19 protein-coding genes, 1 tRNA gene and 1 pseudogene are annotated in these 20642 nt (G+C 63.6%); 16 read left to right on the top strand and 5 right to left on the bottom strand.

Going from position 1 to position 20642, the window contains the following annotated elements:
* The gene (locus APR03_RS09970) at positions 1-117 is read right to left on the bottom strand and encodes a lasso RiPP family leader peptide-containing protein (protein ID WP_182619444.1); all 117 of its coding nucleotides are present in this window, start codon (positions 115-117) and stop codon (positions 1-3) included.
* Between the two features lie 223 nt (positions 118-340).
* Between APR03_RS09970 and APR03_RS09965 the strand changes: the two genes are divergently transcribed.
* The gene (locus APR03_RS09965; RefSeq protein ID WP_275977337.1) at positions 341-2008 is read left to right on the top strand and encodes a helix-turn-helix domain-containing protein; all 1668 of its coding nucleotides are present in this window, start codon (positions 341-343) and stop codon (positions 2006-2008) included.
* Positions 2008-2364, top strand: a complete 357-nt coding sequence (locus APR03_RS09960; RefSeq protein WP_253835232.1) for a signal peptidase I — start codon at positions 2008-2010, stop codon at positions 2362-2364. Before APR03_RS09965 ends, APR03_RS09960 begins: the two co-directional genes overlap by 1 nt.
* A gap of 615 nt (positions 2365-2979) precedes the next feature.
* Here APR03_RS09960 and APR03_RS09955 read toward each other — a convergent pair.
* Positions 2980-3567: a hypothetical protein gene (locus APR03_RS09955; RefSeq protein ID WP_253835230.1), complete on the bottom strand. Its 588-nt coding sequence runs from the start codon at positions 3565-3567 to the stop codon at positions 2980-2982.
* A gap of 127 nt (positions 3568-3694) precedes the next feature.
* Between APR03_RS09955 and APR03_RS09950 the strand changes: the two genes are divergently transcribed.
* The 3 genes from APR03_RS09950 to APR03_RS09940 all read left to right on the top strand — a co-directional run bounded on the left by APR03_RS09950 (position 3695) and on the right by APR03_RS09940 (position 6355).
* Complete coding sequence (locus tag APR03_RS09950) at positions 3695-4549, top strand: hypothetical protein (RefSeq protein WP_253835228.1); 855 nt, start codon at positions 3695-3697, stop codon at positions 4547-4549.
* Positions 4550-4687: 138 nt separating this feature from the next.
* Entirely contained in the window at positions 4688-5752 is a 1065-nt protein-coding gene (locus tag APR03_RS09945) for a YaaC family protein (RefSeq protein ID WP_253835226.1), read from the top strand.
* Positions 5753-6025: 273 nt separating this feature from the next.
* The gene (locus APR03_RS09940; RefSeq protein ID WP_253835224.1) at positions 6026-6355 is read left to right on the top strand and encodes a YlcI/YnfO family protein; all 330 of its coding nucleotides are present in this window, start codon (positions 6026-6028) and stop codon (positions 6353-6355) included.
* A 130-nt stretch (positions 6356-6485) separates the two neighbouring features.
* Here the strand turns inward: APR03_RS09940 and APR03_RS09935 are convergent, their stop codons facing one another.
* Positions 6486-7091 carry a hypothetical protein gene (locus tag APR03_RS09935; RefSeq protein ID WP_253835222.1) on the bottom strand — a complete coding sequence of 202 codons (606 nt, stop codon included), beginning with the start codon at positions 7089-7091 and terminating at the stop codon, positions 6486-6488.
* A gap of 61 nt (positions 7092-7152) precedes the next feature.
* On the bottom strand, positions 7153-9126 hold the full coding sequence (locus APR03_RS09930; protein WP_253835220.1) for a hypothetical protein: 1974 nt from the start codon (positions 9124-9126) through the stop codon (positions 7153-7155).
* 132 nt (positions 9127-9258) lie between these two features.
* Here APR03_RS09930 and APR03_RS09925 point away from each other — a divergent pair, with 132 nt between their 5' ends.
* From APR03_RS09925 to APR03_RS25440, 11 genes and pseudogenes are all read left to right on the top strand, one after another.
* Positions 9259-10242: a hypothetical protein gene (locus APR03_RS09925; protein WP_253835218.1), complete on the top strand. Its 984-nt coding sequence runs from the start codon at positions 9259-9261 to the stop codon at positions 10240-10242.
* A 50-nt stretch (positions 10243-10292) separates the two neighbouring features.
* Complete coding sequence (locus tag APR03_RS09920) at positions 10293-11339, top strand: hypothetical protein (protein WP_253835216.1); 1047 nt, start codon at positions 10293-10295, stop codon at positions 11337-11339.
* Complete coding sequence (locus tag APR03_RS09915) at positions 11336-12043, top strand: hypothetical protein (protein ID WP_253835215.1); 708 nt, start codon at positions 11336-11338, stop codon at positions 12041-12043. The genes APR03_RS09920 and APR03_RS09915 overlap by 4 nt, the downstream gene beginning before the upstream one ends.
* Before the next feature lie 203 nt (positions 12044-12246).
* Entirely contained in the window at positions 12247-12834 is a 588-nt protein-coding gene (locus tag APR03_RS09910; protein ID WP_253835213.1) for an MT-A70 family methyltransferase, read from the top strand.
* 7 nt (positions 12835-12841) lie between these two features.
* Positions 12842-13048 carry a hypothetical protein gene (locus APR03_RS09905; RefSeq protein WP_253835211.1) on the top strand — a complete coding sequence of 69 codons (207 nt, stop codon included), beginning with the start codon at positions 12842-12844 and terminating at the stop codon, positions 13046-13048.
* Positions 13049-13410: 362 nt separating this feature from the next.
* Positions 13411-15600: a type IV secretory system conjugative DNA transfer family protein gene (locus APR03_RS09900; protein ID WP_253835209.1), complete on the top strand. Its 2190-nt coding sequence runs from the start codon at positions 13411-13413 to the stop codon at positions 15598-15600.
* Positions 15601-15799: 199 nt separating this feature from the next.
* Positions 15800-16675: a replication-relaxation family protein gene (locus APR03_RS09895; RefSeq protein ID WP_253835208.1), complete on the top strand. Its 876-nt coding sequence runs from the start codon at positions 15800-15802 to the stop codon at positions 16673-16675.
* Positions 16656-17708 carry a hypothetical protein gene (locus APR03_RS09890; RefSeq protein WP_253835206.1) on the top strand — a complete coding sequence of 351 codons (1053 nt, stop codon included), beginning with the start codon at positions 16656-16658 and terminating at the stop codon, positions 17706-17708. Before APR03_RS09895 ends, APR03_RS09890 begins: the two co-directional genes overlap by 20 nt.
* A 129-nt stretch (positions 17709-17837) precedes the next feature.
* Positions 17838-18236 (top strand): helix-turn-helix domain-containing protein, encoded by a 399-nt coding sequence (locus APR03_RS09885; RefSeq protein ID WP_253835204.1) that lies wholly within the window; start codon positions 17838-17840, stop codon positions 18234-18236.
* 127 nt (positions 18237-18363) lie between these two features.
* A complete protein-coding gene (locus APR03_RS09880) occupies positions 18364-18774 on the top strand; it encodes a hypothetical protein (RefSeq protein WP_253835202.1) in 411 nt (136 codons plus the stop codon).
* Positions 18747-19832: pseudogene (locus tag APR03_RS25440) on the top strand (recombinase family protein); the annotation flags it as partial. The gene APR03_RS09880 and the pseudogene APR03_RS25440, both read left to right, overlap by 28 nt.
* 652 nt (positions 19833-20484) lie before the next feature.
* Here APR03_RS25440 and APR03_RS09875 read toward each other — a convergent pair.
* A tRNA-Arg gene (locus tag APR03_RS09875) sits at positions 20485-20560 on the bottom strand.
* Positions 20561-20642: the final 82 nt, after the last annotated feature.

The raw sequence follows: 20642 nt of genomic DNA, 5'->3' as shown, positions 1-20642 counted from the left end.
TCACTCGAAGTAGCGGCCCTCGTCCTGCGAGTCCTCGGCGTACTTGCCGAGCGTGACCTCAGCGACCGAGCCGAGGTCGGCCACCACGGGGGTGCTGTAGGTTTCCGTCTCCTGCATCTGCGTCCTCCTGGTCTGCCTCCGCAGGACCCTGCGGAAGGGATGGCAGAGTGCCGCCGGATGCCGACACCCAGAACACGCGGCCGATTGCTCCGCGGCGCTCTGGGGACCATCGAACCTGGCGTACTTCATCGCGCCCAGGGCTCGTTTGGTGCAGGGTTGTAGCAAGGTTGTGGCACCAGGACGCTGACCTGGGCAAACGCGGGGCGGCTCAGGGGGAGCATTGGGAACCAGACGAACACCAGCACCGGGACGACGCGATCTGCTCGTCGCGCGCCGAAAGCTGGTCGGGCTGTCCCAGGAGGCCTTGGCGGCACAGCTCCAGATCGACCGGACAACCGTGGCGCGCTGGGAACGGGGCGAGGTCGCACCGGCCCTGTGGGCACGCCCGATGCTGGCCGAGGCACTCCAGGTCACCCTGGCCGATTTGGCTGACCTTCTCACCGTCGAGCCGACGCCCAGCCGAAGTCTGGAGCACACCACACGGAGCGTCGAGTCGGGCCAGGACCACGCTAATGCCGTCGAAGCCAAGCCCGCCATCCTGATAGGCAAGGTCGCGCCGGGTGTCGAGGTGTCAGACCCGCGCCAGCCGAGCACAGCGGGCAATCGCCCGATCTCGCCCGGGATGCACGCAGCACTCAGATGGATCGACGACGCTGCCGGACTCGCCCCAGGGGAGGCGAAGCGAAGAGTCGAGGCACTGTCGCAAGGTGGAGACCTTAGGCCGCAGGTCCTGCCGCAAGTCGTTCGTGCCGATGTCGGTCGGCGGGAGATCGTCGCCGCTCTGGCGAGCTATTACGAGTTTCGTGACGGCTGGCGGCCATACACGGCGCGCACAGAGCTCGGCACACTGTCCACGAGCGTCCTGACCCGACCAGACTGGCTCGACCTAGCTCTACCGATCGGCAAGGAGGTAGACGGCCTCCGCCTCGATGCTGCACCGGTTGCCCGACCGTCACTTGACGACACCGGCCGTGACGCGGCGCTGAGACGAGCCGCGGAAGTCGAGCGCTTCGGAACAACGATGGTGAACCGGGATCTGTACCGTCTCATCGACCTCAAGATCAGCCGAGCAGGGATGAAAGGCCGTCTCGCCCAGGCGGACTTCATCCATTACGCCCTCACACTGGACCTGCTTGAGAACGAACTGGTGGATGCCATCGCCACCAACCCGCGACCGCTGCCGGGTGACCTTCCGCTGCGCGACCGCTACCTACCCGACCTGTCAGCCGTCCTCGACGTCGGCACACGGCTATGCGCCGGCGGTGCTCTCGCGCTAACTGCGATCGCTCGACCGAAGACCTGGCGCCACGATGGCGACTACCTGCTGCTGATCCAAGAACGTTCCAACCAGGTACTCAACGGCAGCCGACGACTCTCCGTGATACCCAAGGGATTCCACGGCCCACTGGTCGACGTCGCTGATGATGCGCCGATCGGGGCAACACTTGCGCGAGAGATGGAAGAAGAGCTCTTCGGGCGGGCTGACGTCGACTCCACGGTCTCCGAGTCCCGGCAGGCCGACCCGATGCACTTCAGCCGCCTTTCTGAGCCGATGGCGTGGCTGATGGAACGTGCCGATGAGCGGACCTGGCGCATGGAGTGCACCGGGTTCGGCTACAACCTCCTGACCGGCAACTATGAGTTCGCCAGCCTTGTCGTCATCGACGACGAGGAGTGGTGGACCCGTTTCGGAGGCCAGATCGAAGCCAACTGGGAATCCAACAACCTGCGCCGCTACTCCAGCCGAGACCGCTTCCTGCTGGATACACTCGCGCACGAACCGGCATGGAGCACCGAGGGTCTGTTTGCTCTACTCCAGGGCTTCCGCCGCCTCACCGAGATCGGACCTGAGCGCGTCGATCTGCCGCCCGTCGAATGGGAAACGTGATGTCAGACACCTGGTACAGCGGCAACGCCACCGACGACGCGGACCAGCACCGCGGCTGGCTCCTGGGTCACTTCATCGCCCCCGAGACCCCCGGGGCGGCGGTGCGGAACACCGACGCTCTCGAGGTGAAGTGGGGCGTCCACCCCGAGGGTCAGCAACGACCCGAGTGGACCACTGACGATCGGCGCACCACGATGCTTCTGCTCGTGAGCGGCCGCTTCCGGCTCGACCTGACCGTCGGCAGCACCCTACTTGAGCGACAGGGCGACTACGTCGTCTGGGGTCCAGGCATCGACCACTCATGGCAGGCGGAAGCCGACTCGGTGGTCGTCACCGTTCGGTGGCCTTCCGCTTGACTGAGGGCTAATCCACTCCCAACAAGGCATGGCAGGGCTCACACCGGGCATGCCCAGTGCCGCCGAGCCGACCGCCAGCTGCCATTTCCCGACCACCACCTGCTCGATCAGCCATGGGGAGTCCGTCAACGTAGTGGGTGATATTTCATCATCAAGGGTGAATTCACCGGATTCGCGTCGGGTGCGAACTGTAGATTTAAGGAAGCGGAGTCCCGTTCCTCCGCCCACGATCGTCAGCCGCCTGTGCGTGGACACGGCTGTACTCGCTAGACCGGAAGCTGCCTCTAGTCTCGTTCGCCCAAGCGAACGCACCTTCTGCATCGTGTAGCGACTACGCAAGAACTGGATGTGGTTTCAATGACAGCAGCCCTGGCGGCAGTCCCGACGGACGTCACGCCGAACAAGCGCATCGAACTGAAGGCCTTTTCTCCGCTGCGCACCATCATCTCGACGCCGCGGATGGGTACGTGTACCTGCCGCTGTGTTCGGTGCAGCTCAAACAACCCAAACGCTCACTGCAACAACCCGACTTACGGGTGCAGGTACCACGACTAGCTTGTCGCCAAGCTCCGGCAGGCATTCAACGCTGATGCTTGCCGGAGCCCGCAGCTTCAGTTACTCGGAAGTTTGGCGATACAGGCTCTCATATTCTTGTTGCGCCTGCCCCGCGATTACTGGGCTCACCTTTTCGACTTCCCACCAGATTTCATTGAAATACTTAACTTCAGCATCCTGGAAGTTCTTCGAGTACGTGCCTGCCAACATATAGAGGGCTACACTGTTCGGTGCCGTTGGCTTCTTCGAGATAATTCCCACGTAGCCGAGAACATGTGTAGGTGGAAATCCATAGAGGATGCCCGATTCTAAGTCGCTCAGTTCTCCACGACGCGCGTGGACGTAATCGAGGACAGCTTGGTTGGCACCGACCTGAACCCAACGCTCAACGTATGGGCCTTGGTAACTTTCGATATACCAAGGCAGTCCGAGCTGGTCTAAGAGGCGCGTGCTTTCATCCTTGCGTTCTAAGCCGATGGCAACCTCGGCAATCCACTTCTTATACAAGAAGAGGAGCAGGATTTGGACCTTCTCGTTAACCGCAAGGACGCAAGACTCTTCGATGGCCTTCAGTTTAGACGGCGTGAGTTTCGGGAGGTGCTTGGAGCTTGACGTTGCCTCGAATGTGCTTAGAGTGACGGGGAGCATAACAGTTTCTAGCATAACAATATTGGAGATTGAAGTATAGGTCGCTGCCTTTAGTGAGGCACCCGGGGGGTCGGACTGTTGGCCCCTCACGTGTCGCCGAGGGAGGCCGCGAGTAGGGTTGGTAGGCATGACCCTTGTAGTCGCGGACATCCACGACGGAGACCGGATCACGATGGTTTCCGACACGAAGATCACATGGGCCGGCGACGTGACCAAGACAAGACACACCTACGAAAACGCCCTGGCCAAGATCGTCATCCTTCGTGCGGACCTCGCCGTCGGGGTTGCCGGGAACGATCCACACGGGACCATCCGTCTATTGACCGAGGTCCGCGACGTCACCGTCGACGAGATGCTCGAGCGCCTCCGGCTCGAACGTCATGCGGAGTTCGTCATCGCTGCACTGGACCCGGCGCGGCTGTGGATGGTCCGGGACGGGAACGTCGAGCCCCGCACGGGCGGTATACGAGCCTGGTGTGGGGACGGGGACGCCTACAGTGAGTTTCAGGAGAAGTACCACCAGTGGGGCGAGGGCCAAGAGGTTCCGTTCTTGCTCATGTCATCGGAGCAAGGACTGACATCGTTCGACTCCGTATCGACCGTGGGCGGATACACGATTCGTGCGTCGGGTACCCCAACGGAGGGGTTTCTGTTTCCTCCCGACCGCATGGCGCTGATGCCGGAGATGCAGGTGACGAGCGCACGGTTCGAGCACGGCAACCTCAAGCTCACACTGGAGGTGCCACCTGGTGGAGACCCCACAGTGTCCGAACTGATCGTCTTCGCTGGCCGGGGACGAACCCGCGGCGCAATCGGACTACTCCATCCGCTCGCCAACGCGGGACGGTTGTTCCGCCACGAACATCCATACGAGTCGGTTACAGTCCCCGCATCGACGCCCGACGAGTTCGTGCGGATCGCCCTTGAAGATCACGGACAAGAGGTCGTGTATGGGCCCAAGCCGCAGGGCTGGAACTTCTAGAGAGCCGGACTCTTGGCGGCCAGTCCCCGTGAGCCAGGGGTCCAACACGGCCATTGACAGATGGACCTTACCGACCACATTGGGGATCGAGCCCGGAGCGTGATTGACAGCGCACCTGAACGAGCACATGGTCAGCATGTGCACGCCGACAACAACACCGATGGCGTCTGGGAGCAACTACGAGCCACGAGGTGGAACCCACCAGCTCCGGCTGTCGTAGTCGACGAGCGGCGGGCGACATACGTCTTCGCCCTGGAGCAAGCCGAGCAGATGTTCCGCGCGGCGGCGACGGTTGGTCCAGCTACACAGCCACTCCTCGTCTTCTATGGACTCAGCCAGGCCGGGCGTGCGATCACTGCCGCTTCGTCCAGCATCGGGCCTGGGGATGGTTGGAAGCTGAGTAGCCACGGCATAAGCGCGAAAGAGCTCGCTGGCGGGCTCTCTGACGTCAGGATCGAGACCGGCAAACCTGGCGGAAGCGGTAGTTACGTCCGACTGTCGGAACTCCTTGACTCCCCCGTCTGGGGTAAGGCGTCGATCCCCCTCAATGTGCTCTGGGACCTCCTACCCGAGAATCAGCACTCTCCGCTCCTCGGCGAGGACGCCTCACGGCGGACGCCCTTGTGGATCGAATACCGCAATCTGTACCCCGAAAACCATCCTTTGGCGTCCGTGCCTGTCGTTGGCTTTCCCTCGTGGGTCATGGACGCTGACAATGGGCGCCAGGCCTTGGACAACTACCTCAAAGCGTTCCCAGCGGCGCAGGGCTACCACAGTTTCGTACGCGTTGACCGGGAGCCGGCCGCAGCTCCCGACTTCAGTCGCCATAATGACGGCTGGGGCGAGCTCGTGATGCATTGGCAACTGCCTGGCGGTCACGCAGGCACAGTCGCGGAAAGGGCTGCGCTTCTCGAGTCGCTGACGCGACGCTACATAGGGTCTATGCAGTTCTTTCCATCGGTCGCACCGGACGACAGTCGCAGCCTTCATCCGCTGATGGCTTGGTGGACGGTCCTCTATGCCCTGTCGATGCTCGCCCGCTACCAACCTGCCGAGTGGGCATCTCACATCAACGTGGACACGAGCCGTCATGCGGTAGCCATAGAACGGCTCCTGAAGGATGCCGTCCGCGTCGTGCCCAGCCTCGTGCTGGAGACGATCGGCCAAGTGTCAGCGGAGCCTGAACCTGGCGCGCGCTCCTGATCGACGTGCGACACCTCTGCGACCTGGCACTCCTTGATGCGACGACTCGACGGGCCCGTGCTGCTCAGAGCACCTTAGAAACGCTGTAGAAATCACAACGTGAGCGAACCTACGGTTGCCTTCGTTCGCAATTTGCTTCATAACTGGGGGTGCTGACAACAATCAGCACCTCCAGTTGCTTACAGGCCTCGATCGCTTCGTCGGTGCCCTGCGGCTTCCGAGATGAACAGTCCCCTGTTCGTCGGCCGCAATTCACCGAGGAGGTGGTTCGCTATGAGCGAGCCGTCAGGAAGCCAGCTCCGCACGCTGGCAGTCCGGATCACCGACGAGCTGCGCGCTCAGTTGGACGTGGTTGCCCAGATCACGGGTCGCACTGCCACTGAGGAGATCCGCCTGGCCCTGGAGCACTGGATCGAGAAGACCAAGTCCGATCCCGCCACGCTCGAGAAGGCCGAGGCCATCCGTGCCGGCATTGAGCGCGAAGCTCAGACCCGACGCGACGCCATCACGGCGATCTTCGGCGGCAACACCGCAACGGACGAGGCGAAGGAGACTCCTCCTTCACGTCCGGCAACCCGCCGAGGCAAGACCTCTGGCGAGTAGCACGGCGTCACCTTCGAGCCGTCCCGGCTCAGGAGACGCAAACGGCGGGAGCCCACTCGGAACGCGACATACTGTCGTTGTCCGGGTGGAGCTCCCGCCAATTCTCTTTCTACCGATAAGGCGCTACCTGTTATGCGTAGGGCTTGACGTGTTCAACGTAGAACAGCATCATCGCGACACGATCGACGTCTTGATGTTCAATTTTTCGACGCAGTTGCTCAATATCACGCAATTCCCGGCTGAGTTCGTGGGGGATTCGTGGGTCGACTGCATCCTGCATGTCGATAGCAGCCTCGTTCACGTTCGGTTCGGACAGCTCGCGAAACATGTCCCACAATTGAATACCGAGCTCGCGGTCAGAGGCGGCTATGTACAGAATGGCGCGCGCAGAACCCGTCCATAAATGAAAACTGCCTGCATGGTCATCGCGGTGCAAGATCTCCGCAACAAGCTCGGCAGCTTGGCGCGGATATGCCTTCGCAAACTCTGGCAATTCCCGACTAAATACGGTGCCGACGTCCTCGGCTTCGTGGAACTCGTCTATATTTCGGGTGTCCTCCGCATCGGAGTTCACACTCGTCCAATCGGCGTACGCACTCAAGCGATTGGAGTACATCTCCCACGTATCAACAACCGCAACCGGATTGGTCTTGAGGAAATAGCCGAATCGACGCGAATCTGTGGTTTCACCGCGTGACTCAAACTCGGGATTTGGTGGTTGGGGTTTACGCTCCATCTACCTACTATTTATGACATATCCCGAGGTGTAATGCAACAGTCGCGCAGAGGTGGAAACTCTACCCAAAAATCTCGCCCGAATGCGGATCACTTGATTCATCAGGTCTCGAATCCCACATCGTGGCCATTTCTGGCGTGATGTCGTCGAGGTCAATCCATTCCAGTTCGATTTCAGGGTGCAAATCCTCGTAGTCCGGCTCTGCATAGTAGTCGACTCGTATATCGCCTACAAGTTCGGACAGTCGTGACAGGTCCGGGCCCGTCAACAAGCCCAGCATGTAGCGCGTGACTTCGGGCCACCTCGTATCGTTATCCGGATCGAGCAGGATGCTTTGCGGTAGTTGCTCCCCATCCTCATACACCTCCAGGGTCCGTTCCCCCAGGTGTGCCCATTCGTAGAGCTGAGCGTGTGGTCGCCCATCTGGCCCATGGAAGAGAGCTGCGAAATCGTGCCCCCCACCAGTAGCATGGCAAACCGTGACGGATGTTTCGTATGTACCCATGTTCAGGACTGGGGGCGTTTCTCCTGAGCGTCGCCAAACGGACAGCGCAACTGGCCAACGATCACCGTTGAGTCCAATGCGTTCGTGGCCCTCGAGGCTTGCCAGAGCGTGGAGCAGCGGCGTCATTTGCTCGGCACGTAGCTGACGGAGGATGGGGACAAGCGGACTGCTTCCCCAATAGCTTACGTAGCCACAGGCGTTATTAAACCGATCGAGGGCAACATTGACACGCGCGGGCGAGACGCGACCGGGCAAGAGGAAGCCCACCGCATGGTAGAGGTTCCAACTGTCGTTACCCGTAAGCCACAACGCGACATCAAGAGCAAAGAGCGCATCCGCATCGTCGCCAATATCGCGGATTACCTGCCGCGCGTATCGGCGAAGATCCATGCCGCCCAGTGAGGCAAGCTGAAGTACTGTCGCGGTGCGGTTGCGACGGAGCCGTCTGATCAACGTGGCTACCGTAATTCGGGATCGAGCCGCGACCGCGATGAGCCCCACGTGGCGGTAGAGCTGTTCAGCCAATAGCGACAAGTCTCGCGGCTCGGCATTCTGATGACCGAAAGCCAAGAGTGTAACGGCTTCCTCGGGCATGAATGATGGCGCATCCAGCTCATAGACGTGGTCCATGCGAGATTTAGAGGGACGCTCTGTAGTAAGGAGTAGGTGCGTTCTTGGCCGCCGCGGTAGCAAGTGCGCGAACTGGTCGGCCGTCTTTCCGCCGTGCAGGATCACACCACCCAGCGAACTAGGGGCGTTTTCGACCAGCCTTCGGAACTCGCGCTCGCAGGCGGCAAGGCTCCACGAATCTGCGTGGATACCGTATGTTTCGAGCATGTCGAGCAAGTCACGGTGGTAGGTAAGTGGTTCGTCCACGCGGACGATGTGACGGTTCTGGGGCGTGACCCGAGCGAGGGCCTGGTCGCATAGCGTGTACCGACCGCTGCCGGGTAGACCGTAAAGCGCATGGGCCTGGTGTCCAGCCTCGGACGACTTGACCAATTCGACGATGATATCGGTCCATTCGCGGTTGACAATCGGCAGGGCGAGATCACGAAGAGGTTCGCTGTCGCCGTCTCTGCGGCGAGGAACCGCCTGCGCTGTCTGTTGAATCGCTATCACGGCAAGTTGGAGAAACGGTTTCCAGTACTCGATGCGCCCGAACGTTTTCCCAAAGTGCGGGTCTGGGTGGGCATAGGGACCAGCGAGTTCACTTCGAGGCCCCACATTTCTTATATTCACGGTCTCCGCGTGCAAACCGAGGAGGCGAAGAAGTGCCTCGCCACCGGTGCCCTCCATACGTTTGGCGGCACTCCTGACAAGTGCTCGTTGCTGTTGGTCGCGATCGGAGAGCTTGGTCGCTGGCCCGTAGAGCTGCTCGGCGAGCGCGGAGAGTGTCTGCGTAGCGGCGAGCCGTTCGTCAACCTTCGGGCCGCCACCGAACGGGTTCCTGCGCAAGAAGGCCAGCTCGGCAAGGAGCCGAGCGTCGAGGTCGCCAACGTCGTCTCGGCCTGGCTGCGGGTTGCTCATTCCAAAATCGTGCGCTCTTTCTAAGAATCTGCCAAGCCTGTTCCACTCGGGAGACTCCCCGGAGCCGACGCTTGACCTGCACGTTCGTTCGAGCGGTGGCAGACGTCGTCTGGCATCAGCCGCCTCGATTCCGTGAAGGAGGCTCTCATGTCTAGGAACCGCTACACACGCATCATCCACAGCATCGAGGATCGTCAGCGCGCCCGGCAGGAGAAGGAGCTCCGCCACTTGGCGCGGGACCTGCGCTCGGTGCTTCCGACCAACTCCTCGGTCGTCCCCGCCACCAACGAAGTCAAGGAGCGCCGTCAGGCTCGGATCGCGCGCAAGCGTAGTCAGAAGCCGGCGGTCGTGGCTGCGCCGATCGCACTGCTCCTGGTCGCCGCACTCGCGGCGTGCGGGGTGGGCTCGACCCACGGCGAGCTGGCCGAGAACCAGGAGATCCTCGCTTCGTGTGACCCCGTTGCAGCTCCGGCCTCCTCGGTCGAGATCGACGGCACGGGGTCGAGTGCCTCGTCGGAGATTGCGGCCGAGCGCATGGCCGCTGTCGAGGGGATCGTCCGTCGGACGGCGATCTGCTCGGGGCACCTGCGGGTGCAGGTGTTCTCCGCGTCCAGCGCCGCCACGGCCACCATCTTCGACCAGCCCCTGCGGCTGGACGGTGCCACCGACAACGCCAAGCTCAAGCGCGTGCCGCAGATCGTCGAGGAGACCATGGCCGAGATCCGGGCAGCCTACGAGCCAGCAGTCGCGGCGCTGCCCGGCGGCGGTAGCGACATCACCGCCCAGTACCGGCTGGCTGCCGAGTGGGCCCGGCAGCTCGACGGCGACGCCCACCTCCACCTGTACATCTTCACGGACGGCTTCCAGAACGTCGGCGGGGTCAAGCTCGGTAAGAAGGCGCTGAGCGAACAGGAAGCGACGTCGCTGGCCGAGAAGACGAGCGTGCCGGAGCTGGCGGGTGCCTCGGTGGCCGTCGCCGGCCTGGGACGAGTGGCTGGATCACCACCGTCCTCGGAGGTCGTGGAGGGGCTGGTCTCGCTCTACGACGCCCTCTGCGCCAAGACCGGTGCCGAGAACTGCCTCTCGGTCACCGAGTACGCCGGGGTGAACCGATGAGGCGCCTGGGCCGGTTCGCCGGGCTGCGCAACGTCCGACCGGCGAGCTCCATGGACGCCTGGACGGAGCAGGTCGAGGCGATCTCGCTGCCTCGGCTGGACGAGGTGGGTGCGCACCCGCGGCCCTCGAACGTCGGCACGAGCTACGTCGAGCAGGAGTACCACGCCCTCGCGGAAGAGCAGGAGCTTCTCTGGCGAGCTGAAGGCGAAGACGAGGCGCGCCCCTACGGTGTGGAGGCACGCGGTCTGGACCGCCAGGTGGCTGGCATCGACTTCCTCCTGACCCAGCGCGAGGCCGAGGTTCGTGAGGCGCATGCGGAGTATCAGCGGGCGACGCAGGTGCTCGGCTCGTACGTGCGGCGCGAGTCGGGCGGGAAACTGCGGTACTGGATCTGCTGGCCGATCCTGGTCCTGGGGGATACCGCGGGTGTCTGGTCGGCGGCGATCATCAACGGCGACGTTCCGTACGTTGCCTTCGGCCAGGCGCTGGCGGCCGGTCTGGCAGCAGCCTGCGCTGGCCTGGTGGGGTCCGAGCTCAAGGACATCCGCATGGCGCGGACACGGCAGCGTGATCCGGACAGCCTCACCAAGGAGGAGCAGCGCTACCGGCGTCTGTTCGTCCCAGGGGGCGACGGTCTCGGCATCACCAAGCTGATGGGTGGGCTGTCGCTGCTGGTGGCGTTGCTGGTCGCCCTTGGGATCTTCGCGCTCCGCGCGGGTATCGAGGGTGGCCTCACCGGCCTCACCTTCGGGCTGTTCGCGCTCGCAACGGCGATCGCATCAGGGCTACTGGGGTACGCCAGTGCGGATGAGGTGGCGGACCTGCTCGGCACGCTTGCCAAGCGGGTTCGAGGGGCCGAGACGCACTACCTCGAGCTCACCCGCTCGGCCGCCGGCCGAGACAAGGCCGCCTCGGAGGAGATGGCGCGCTCGATCCGCGAGGAGAGCACGTATCGGGCCGGGGCCGCCGGCAAGCGAGTGGACTCCTTGTCCTGGCAGGCGCAGCGGCGAAACCCGCAGGTGTTCGGGCACGGGTTTGCGGCCGGTGAGCAGAGCGGGGTGATCGGGCGGCGGTCTCGTCGGAGCGTGAGCGCATGAGCACCCGGCCCACGCTGCTTTCGAGCGGCCTGCTGCCTAGCCGCCTGCTCGGTACCCCGATGCCGAGCAGGTCGGCGGGGCCGGCCGGCCCGTCGTACAGGCTCGGTGATCCCGGAAGGCCGGCCGCCGTGCCCACACTGCTCATCGCCCTCTTCGACAACTCCGGTTCGGTCATGGGTCCCCGGGGCACCGATGCGCTCTCGAACCGGTATGCCGAGGTGGAGCATGCGTTCTCGGTCGTCGCACACAGGGGCTCGCCTCGTGAGCTGGGTGCGATCATCCACTTCGACACCCCCTCAAGTGGCGAGGTCGCACCGACACCTCTGACACGGCAAGGCCTCGTCGGCCTTCGTGTTGGCCTGCATCCGCCTGCGGATGGTGCAGGGACGAGCGATCTTGGCCCCAGCCTGACACGGGCGAGGGCGCTGACGGAACGTCACCCGGAGCACGAGGCAACCCTCGTCGTGCTCTCCGACTTCTTCCTCACGGACAGCGACCCCGGCGCGGTGTTGTCCGACCTGGCGGCCTTCCCCGGAACGGTGCACGCCGTCGTGCTGGGCGGCCGGCCCCCCGCGGGCGTCCTGAACGAGGGCGTCACCACGACGGTGGTCACGTACGAATCGCGGCCAGGCGTCGTGGCGCGGGCGATCTTCGCCGGGCTGATCGCAAACCGCCCCGGCAGCCACGTCGCCGAGCCCCTGTAGCAGATTCCACAACGGATTCTCCGGTGCCCGCCGTAGCCACGAGGCGGCTGTGTCTCCGGGGAAAGGTCCCAGCGGTTCGGGCGAATCTTCGCTCGACAGTTCGCCCGAACCGCTGGTTTCGATCCAGCTCCACATCGTTCATAACTAGCCCCAGCTCCCGAGCCGCGCAGCGAATCCGGGACAGAGAGGAGGCAACCACCTACATGACAACCAACAGCATCAACCCAGTACCGGCGAAGTTCCGCACCATCCTGGCAGATCCGCCATGGCAAACCGACCAGCGGGGCGCACGAGGAGCGTCGCAGCACTACCCGCTGATGAGTCTGGAGCGGATCAAGGCAATGCCCATCCGGGACCTGGCCGAGGAGAATGCTCACCTCTGGCTCTGGGTCACCAACGGCACCCTGCGCGACGGTTACGACGTCGCCGAAGCCTGGGGCTTTACGGTGCGCGCACCCATCACGTGGATCAAGTTCCGACTCGGCCTCGGCAACTACCTGCGCCATGCCACCGAGCATCTGTTGTTTGCTACGCGAGGCAAGGCACCGGTGAACTTCCGTTCCCAGCCAACCTGGATAAACGCACCCGTCCAGGGCCACAGCCACAAGCCCGAGGAGCAGTTCGCCATCGTCGAGCGCATCTCGGACGGGCCCTATCTCGAGCTGTTCGCCCGACGTCGGCCGCCGAGCAATCGGGAGTGGTTCGTATGGGGCAACGAGGTCGACGCCGACATCAGCCTGCCGGGCTACCCCGTGCCAAGCGATGCCAGCCACGACCAGAAGGCCCGGTGAGGCACTCGTGGGAGAGGACAAGAGCTCGCTACCGAACGATCCCTTCGCCTGGATCTTCCGCGCCAGCCTGCTGCTGCTTGGCACGGCGATCGTGCTCAATCTCGCCGTCGCCTGGCTCCGGCCAATCACACACTGGCTAGCTGGCGCCGCCGTCCTCATCGCCGGGACGTGGGTCACCGCCGCGATCATTCGTTGGCAGCGGTCAAAGTACTAGCGCCTACGCTGCGCTGCGCATTCAGAGGTCAAGCGATGTGGAATAGACAACGTGTATTGACTCTAAACAGAAAATCAGAATAAGTAGAGGTAAGTGGATGCTGATTACAGTCAGCGCCCCCGCCAAAGAAAGGAGGTGGTCTTTGTCGTCCAAAAAGAAGAACCAGATCAACAGGAGGCGCATCGAGCGTCAACTCAGAGTACGAGGCGTCCGCCGCAATCCCCCGGACCTTCGCAAGCTCTCCAGAGCGCTCATCGAACTGGCACGGGCCGAAGCTGAGCGGGAAGCCCAAGCTGAACAGGCCGCCCGCAAGGCCCGAGGCACTGGCGCGAGAGCCAACGAGTCGAGGAGGGCACCTCGCAATGACTAATCCGACCGAGTTCGTCTTCTCTCAGCTCCATCTCCCGCGGCCACTTGATCCCCCGCAGATCGGCGCGTTCCTCACCCGCATCGCTTCCGAACGAGACGCACCTCGCGTCGCGCTCGAACTGCGGGCGGACAGCAGCGGTGTGCAGCACCTGCTCGGATGCCGCCCCACAGACGTTCACCGCCTGCGACGCCTGCTCGCTGACCTCATCCCCGGCAGCCTGCTCACCAAGCTCAAGGGCGGCGGCCAGCATGGTCGACCGGATGTCGAGATGGCCGCCCGCCTCCGACTCAAGCCGGGTGGTTTGCCACTGCGAACCGATGCTCCCGAGGCCACCACACGGTCGCTTCTCTCAGCCATGGCCGCCAAGCTCAAGCTCGGGGAGGTCGCCGTCCTCCAGGTGGTTCTCGGACCACACCACGCGCCCCGGCCCGTCCCGCGAGGTGCCGTAGAGCCCGGTATGACGCTCGCCCAGGCCCTCACTGGCGGGAACCGTCCCGCCGCTCCCGAGACGAAGCTGCGACTGCGCGAACGGCTCTCCCAAGCGGGGTTTGTCGTCACGATCCGCATCGGTGCGGCTAGCCCGGACCGTGGCCGGCGTCGACGGCTCATCATGAACCTGCTCGGCGCTCTCTCGACCGCCCAAAGCCCCGGCGTCCGGCTCGACCTGGTACGCCAACCTGCCAAGCAACTCAACGACGTACGCCTCCCGTGGCGCTGGCCGCTACACCTAGGCGTCACGGAGCTGATCGGGCTTCTGGGCTGGCCAATCGGCGGAGACGATCTGCCGGGACTACCGCCCGCACACCCCAAGCCGCTACGCCCAGCCGCCGCCGTGCACACGAGCCCGCGTGTCTTCGCCACAAGCGCCGCGCCCGGCGACGACCGCCAGGTCGGCATATCGCCAGCGGACCAGACGTTCCATGCCGTGGCGTACGGGCCGAGCGGATCAGGTAAGACGAACACCCTGCTGCATCTAATCCTGGCGGACATCAAGGCCGGACGACCAGTCGCAGTCCTCGACCCGAAGAAGCAGCTCGTCGACGACATCCTCGCTCGCATGCCAAAGGAGCGGATCAAAGACGTCGTCATCCTGGACGCCGCGGACCCGACGGTCGGCTTCAATCCCCTCGACGTCGCCGGCCGGGACCCGGACGTTGTCGTCGACGGCATCCTGGCCGTCTTCGAAGCTGTGTTCTCGGATGGCTGGGGCCCTCGGACGGCAGATATTTTCAGCGCCGCCTTGCGCACTTTGGCCCGTGCCAGCACGCCTGATCGATCAGCCACCCTCATCGATCTACCCCGGCTACTCACCGATTCGCGCTTCCGTCGGCAACAGACCGCCCAAGTCCAGGACGACCTTGCCCTCGGTGGTTTCTGGGCCTGGTACGAGGCGCAGTCCCCGAGGTCCCAGGCCGCCGCCATCGCCGCACCGCTCAACAAATTGAGGCAGCTCCTGCTTCGACCTGCAGTGGTGCGCATGCTCGACCAGCGCTCGGGGAAGTTCCGTCTCCGCAATCTCTTTCGCGAGGACAAGATCGTCCTGATGCCGCTCAACGAGGGCTTGGTGGGTACTGGCACCGCGGGCCTGCTCGGCAGTCTGGCCGTCGCTGAGATCTGGCAGGCCACCCAGGAGCGCGCCGAGGAGAAGGACCCCGCCAAACGCCCTGGCATGGTCGTCGTGGACGAGGCGCCGCGCTTTCTCCACCTCCCAACCTCGCTGGCGGACGCCCTGGCCGTCTCCCGCTCGCTCGGGGTGGGGTGGTTCCTGGCCGCCCAGTTCCGCAGCCAGTTTCCGCCCGCCTTGCGCTCAGCCGTGGACATGAATGCTCGCTCCAAGATCGTGTTCTCAACGGAATATGAGGACGCGCGCGACACCGCCAAGCTCGCCAGCAACCTCACGCCCGAGGACTTCATGGCGCTCCCGAAATACCACGCCTACGCCAACCTCGTGGCGCTCGGCCACCCGTCTGGCTGGGCGCTGATCAAGACGCTGCCGCCTCCACCCGCCATCACCGACTCCGACGAGGTGCGGGCAGCCAGCCGTGCTGGCTACGGCGCTACATCGCCGGAAGCCGAGCCGACCGCAGAGCCCGCTAAGCCAGACCGACCGAAGCGACGCTCGGTGGCTGCATCACCGCCCGTTGTTGCTGAGCAGGTCGGCAGGAAGCGGAGGCAGCCATGAGGTTCCCGCGTCGTCTCCGTATCGGTCTGCTCGCCCGTAGGTTCGCCCCTCGGTTCACGACGTCCGCCCGTTCGGGTCGTCCCAGCTCACTGGCCCTGTCCGGACCTTTCTGGGATGGGACTGACCCCCGTTCCGGGGGTCCCCGAGCCAGACGCAGCTCCTGCAACCTCGTCAACGAAGGCCAGCTAGGAGGTACCTCATGAGCCCCCAGGACATCTCCGCGCTCCTGGAGCGCCTGTCCGAGCGCGACCTGGCGGTGCTGGAGTCACTGCGCATCCATCGGCTCCTCACGACCGCCCATATCCGCCGGCTGCACTTCGCTCGTGGCCACGCCACGCTCGGCGCAGCGTCCGGCGCGACGATGCGTGTCCTGACCCGCCTCGAGGACCATGGCCTGGTCGCTCGCCTGATGCGACGCATCGGCGGGGTACGGGCAGGCTCCACCGGTATTACCTGGCAGCTCGGTGCCACTGGTGAACGACTCCTGCGCCGGATGCACGGCGAGACCAAGCGTCGCCGGTACGTCGAGCCGTCGGGCGCCTTCGTCAAGCACACGCTGCTCAAGGCCGAGCTCGCCATCCAGCTCCACGAGCTGGCAGAGACTGAGGCCATCGAGCTCCTCAATCTGGAGACCGAACCGGACTGCTGGCGTTCGTTCGTCGGCCCGCACGGGACGCGGGAGTGGCTCAAGCCTGACTTGAGCGCCATTACCGCCACCGCGGAGTACGAATCGCACTGGTTCGTGGAGGCAGACCTTTCTACCGAGCATCCGCCAGAAGTTGTCAACAAAGCGAAGGTCTACCAGCGCTACGCCGCCACCGGCGCTTACCAGGATCGGCACGGCGTGTTCCCGGCCGTCCTGTGGGTCGTGCCAGACGACCGGCGGAAGAAGGCACTAGAGGCCGCTCTCTCGGCCGACCCCGCAGTTCAGACGGATCTGTTCCGGATCACGACCGTCGACCGATTCCAGGAGGTGGTCGCGGTCGATACCCCGGACCCGCCCGACCACCCTGTCCCGATGACCCAACCAGTAACCACCGAAAGGAGGAATGCCTATGGAACAACCGCCACATAACCCGGATGACGACGTCCCCGAACAGGAACGCCTCTGGCCCGGCGAGATTGATCTCACCGGCGCTGTCTCCCAGGACGACGCACTCGTCGACGTCATCTACGACGCCATCAGTGAGGTCGAGGGAACAGAGAACCCCGTGCCTGAATGGGGCGCGCGCACCTTAGCTCGTGCCCTCGCCAACGAGCTCCCCGACCCGCAGAGCGGCGCCCTGCATCGGTTCGCCATCACCGGCCGCGTCGACAAGCCGATGATCGGCACCGAGCTGATGAGCATCTACACGAGCACCAGGGACGCCGAGATCGTGGAGTGGATCGCTCACTTTGACCGCTACATCACCAGCCTGCCGTCCGACGACGCACCCGAACCCGGCCCACCACCAGCGGAGGAGGTGCCCATCGGCGGGACACCACTGGACCAGGTCCGCGCCTACCTCCGCATCGCGTTTGCAGAAGCCGACGAGCGTGGCGAACCCATATCCCAGGAAGACGCCCAAGCCATCGCGACCATGCTCGGACCGCTGCTCCCGCCCGACGCTGCTATCCGGCGCTTCGCTGACACGGGTGAGACTGATCCCGCTGCCCTCGACGAATGTCGGCGGCTCGTAGAGCGCAGCTGGCGCTCGCCCGATCTCCACACCTGGGCCGTGCGCCTGCAGCAATATCTTGTGGCGCACGCGGATGCATCACCGCCCGCAGAGGCCCCGCATCGGGAGGAACATCCACAAGTTGCCGAGGGCATTCGCGAACATGGCGACGCTTTCCGCGCCTTCCTGACGCTCCCGGACACCGACTCCCGGGCCTCTGACCTGCTGGATCGGTTCCGCGCCTTCTACATCGGCACATACCCCGGCATGGACGAACTGCTCATCGACCTGACCGACATCAGACATTGGCGGCGGGCCGTCTCGGAGCTCGAAGACCGCCTAGGAATCAACGGGTACGTCCAGCTGGACTCGACCCGCATTGAGGCTATGGCACGAGAAACCTGGGACATCGTTCAGATCGGCCAGAGCTGGTACGTGTTCAACAAATAGCGACGACCAGTGTTCTCCACGGGAGAAAAGAAAGCGTTGCGGAATCATCAACAACCGCTGACTTCCCTCAGCAAAGGAGGTAAAATGGGACGATAGGCAAAATAAGCAGATAAAGGAGTTTAGTGAACAATGAAGCGCGACACGCCGACCGAATTTGGTAAGTATCTCAAAGAACTACGCGAAGCGCGCAATATCAGCATCCGCGAACTTGCACGACGATCAGGCCTCGACAATGGCGGGCTCGTTCGTTTGGAGCAAGGAAAGGGCTCACGCTCGCCCGGGCCAGACACCCTCAGAGCGCTGGCCTTGGCCCTAAAAGTGCCATCTGGTGACCTGTTCGCTGCCGTCGGGTACCTCGCCCCATCCGACCTACCGAACATGAGCACCTACCTGCGTATCTGTCACGGCAATCTCTCTGACGAGACCGTGGCCTCGATTAACAACTACGTGAACCGTCTTGTCAACGAGGAGGGCCTGCAGCCAAACGGACCAGGCCCGCGCGAAGACGAAAAGCGGTCACAAGAATAACTAGGGGCGGGGAAGGAGGAATAACAACGTGATCACTACAAATGAAAGCTCCGTCCCTATCTCGCCAACCGGTCTCCTGACAACGCTCCGGAACCTCGGGAACTCCGGAACGGCCTCGGCCGCCGAGATGCGCCGCATCGCCTCGGGGCAGGCGCACCTGCTGCGTGAAGCCTTGGCAGGAGCGATCCACAAGCTCCCTGCCCGCATCTCAGTACTCATTCCGAGCATCGTGGTGGTGCAAGTTGCCCGTCTGCCCGCCGAGGGAATCACCTACTGGGCGAATCACCGCTGGCATATCCACTTGCGCGAGGAGGATCCAGCTCACGTGAAGACCTTCACGGTGCTCTGGCATCTCAAGCGAATCGTGGATCACCCGCTGCGTAAGAAGCGCAGCGAACTTGGAGAACCAGAGTGGGACGCCCTGGCGAGCCACTTCGCGAACGTTGCCATGGAGGCAGACCACATCGAGCAGGACCAGACGGCTGGGAATCCGGCCGCGAGTCATGGTGCATGTGCATCAAGGGGAGGAGGGCTGTGATGGCCGACGACGCGACCCAGACCATGAAGACGGGAGTCTCCTACCTTCGCGTATCGACGAAGGAGCAGGCGGAGAAGGGCGGCCAGGTGGAGGGCTTCTCCATCCCCGCACAGCGCGAGGCTAACCGACGAAAGGCTGAGAGCCTAGGGGCGGTGATCATCGAGGAGTTCGTAGACGCCGGCGAGTCAGCCAAATCTGCCGACCGCCCCGACCTCAAGCGGATGCTGGCCTACCTCACCGTGAACCCGGTGGACTACGTGCTTGTCCACAAGGTGGATCGCCTCGCGAGGAACCGGGTGGATGACGTCGGAATTACGATGGCGATCACGAAGGCTGGCGCAAAGCTGGTCTCCGCCACTGAGAACATCGATGAGACGCCTTCCGGCATGTTGCTGCACGGCATCATGTCCTCGATTGCAGAGTTTTACTCACGCAACCTTGCGACTGAGGTCCACAAGGGGATGAGCCAGAAGGCCATGTCGGGCGGCACGCCCGGCAGGGCACCGCTGGGGTACATCAACGTGTCGGAGCGAACCAGCGATGGGCGTGAGGTACGCACCGTGATCGTCGATCGCGAGCGGGGTGAACTGATCAGCTGGGCCTTCACCGCTTTCGCCACCGACGAGTGGACGCTCCGTTCTATGACGAACGAGCTTGAAGCCAGAGGGCTGACCACCAGGCGAACCCCAAAGTTGCCCTCCCGGGCGATCGGTCCCAACGGGCTGCACGGCATCCTCACGAACCCCTACTACAAGGGCGAAGTCACCTATCAGGGTGTCCTCTACCCTGGCCATCACACGCCACTCATCGACTCGATCACCTGGCAGAAGGTTCAAGATGTGCTTGCCTCGCACGCGGCCGGAGAGAAGCAACGCGAGCACAACCACTATCTGAAGTCGAGCGTGTTCTGCGGGAGCTGCGGCAGTCGCCTGATCATCACGAACGCCAAGAACCCATCTGGAACGATCTATCCGTACTTCGTGTGCCTTGGGAGGCATCAGAAGCGGACCTCCTGTACCCGCAAGGCCATGCTTGTGACAAAGCTCGAAGAGTTGGTCGAGGACTACTGGGCCACCGTGCGTCTAGCCCCCGAGCTTCGAGACGCGATCGAGGCAGGGTTGAAGCTTGAGATCGCAGCACACCGCAAAGAGGCGGAGGACGAGCAGAGGCACCTAGCGGCAGAGAAGATCAAGCTCAACAACCAGCGCAAGAAGTTGCTGGACGCGATCTACACGGGCGCAGTGCCGATGGACCTAATCGCCGGTGAGCAACAGCGCATCACCGACCAGCTCACCGCCATCGAGGCAAGACTGAACGCTGCGGCGACGACACTCAACGTGATCAACGCGAACCTCGCCCGCGCACTCGATCTAGCCCGTGATTGCTACGCCGCGTACGTCGAGGCTGAGCCCCGCCTTCGCCGACTCTTCAACCAGGCGTTCTTCACCCACCTCTACATCGACGAGGCCAGCATCCAAGGCGAGTACGCCGAACCGTTCGCCACGCTCCTTGCCGACAACGTCCTCGACGTCGGCCGAGTGATTGAGGAGAAGAACGGGCAGGGCGCACCGTCCATGGCGGAGGTCCTGGACAACATCGCCGACAACGAAGCCAACGCGAATACCCCCGGAGCGTTGGGCGCTACCGGGGGGCTTCGGTGGGAACTTGCCACCCCTGTTGCAGGGGGTGGAAGTTTGAAAGTCACTGATTTGGTGCGCCTGGGCAGACTCGAACTGCCGACACCCGCTTTAGGAGAGCGGTGCTCTATCCACTGAGCTACAGGCGCTCGGTCCGGAGGAGCCCGGACCAGCGCACACAGCCTAACGTCCGCCCGGTGCGGAGCGCGAAGCGCCGGACCGGGCGAAGGT

This window comes from Promicromonospora thailandica, from assembly GCF_024171955.1.
GTDB lineage: Bacteria > Actinomycetota > Actinomycetes > Actinomycetales > Cellulomonadaceae > Promicromonospora > Promicromonospora thailandica.
The sequence above is the reverse complement of the archived record's forward strand: the minus strand, read 5'-3'. Positions and strand labels throughout refer to the sequence as shown.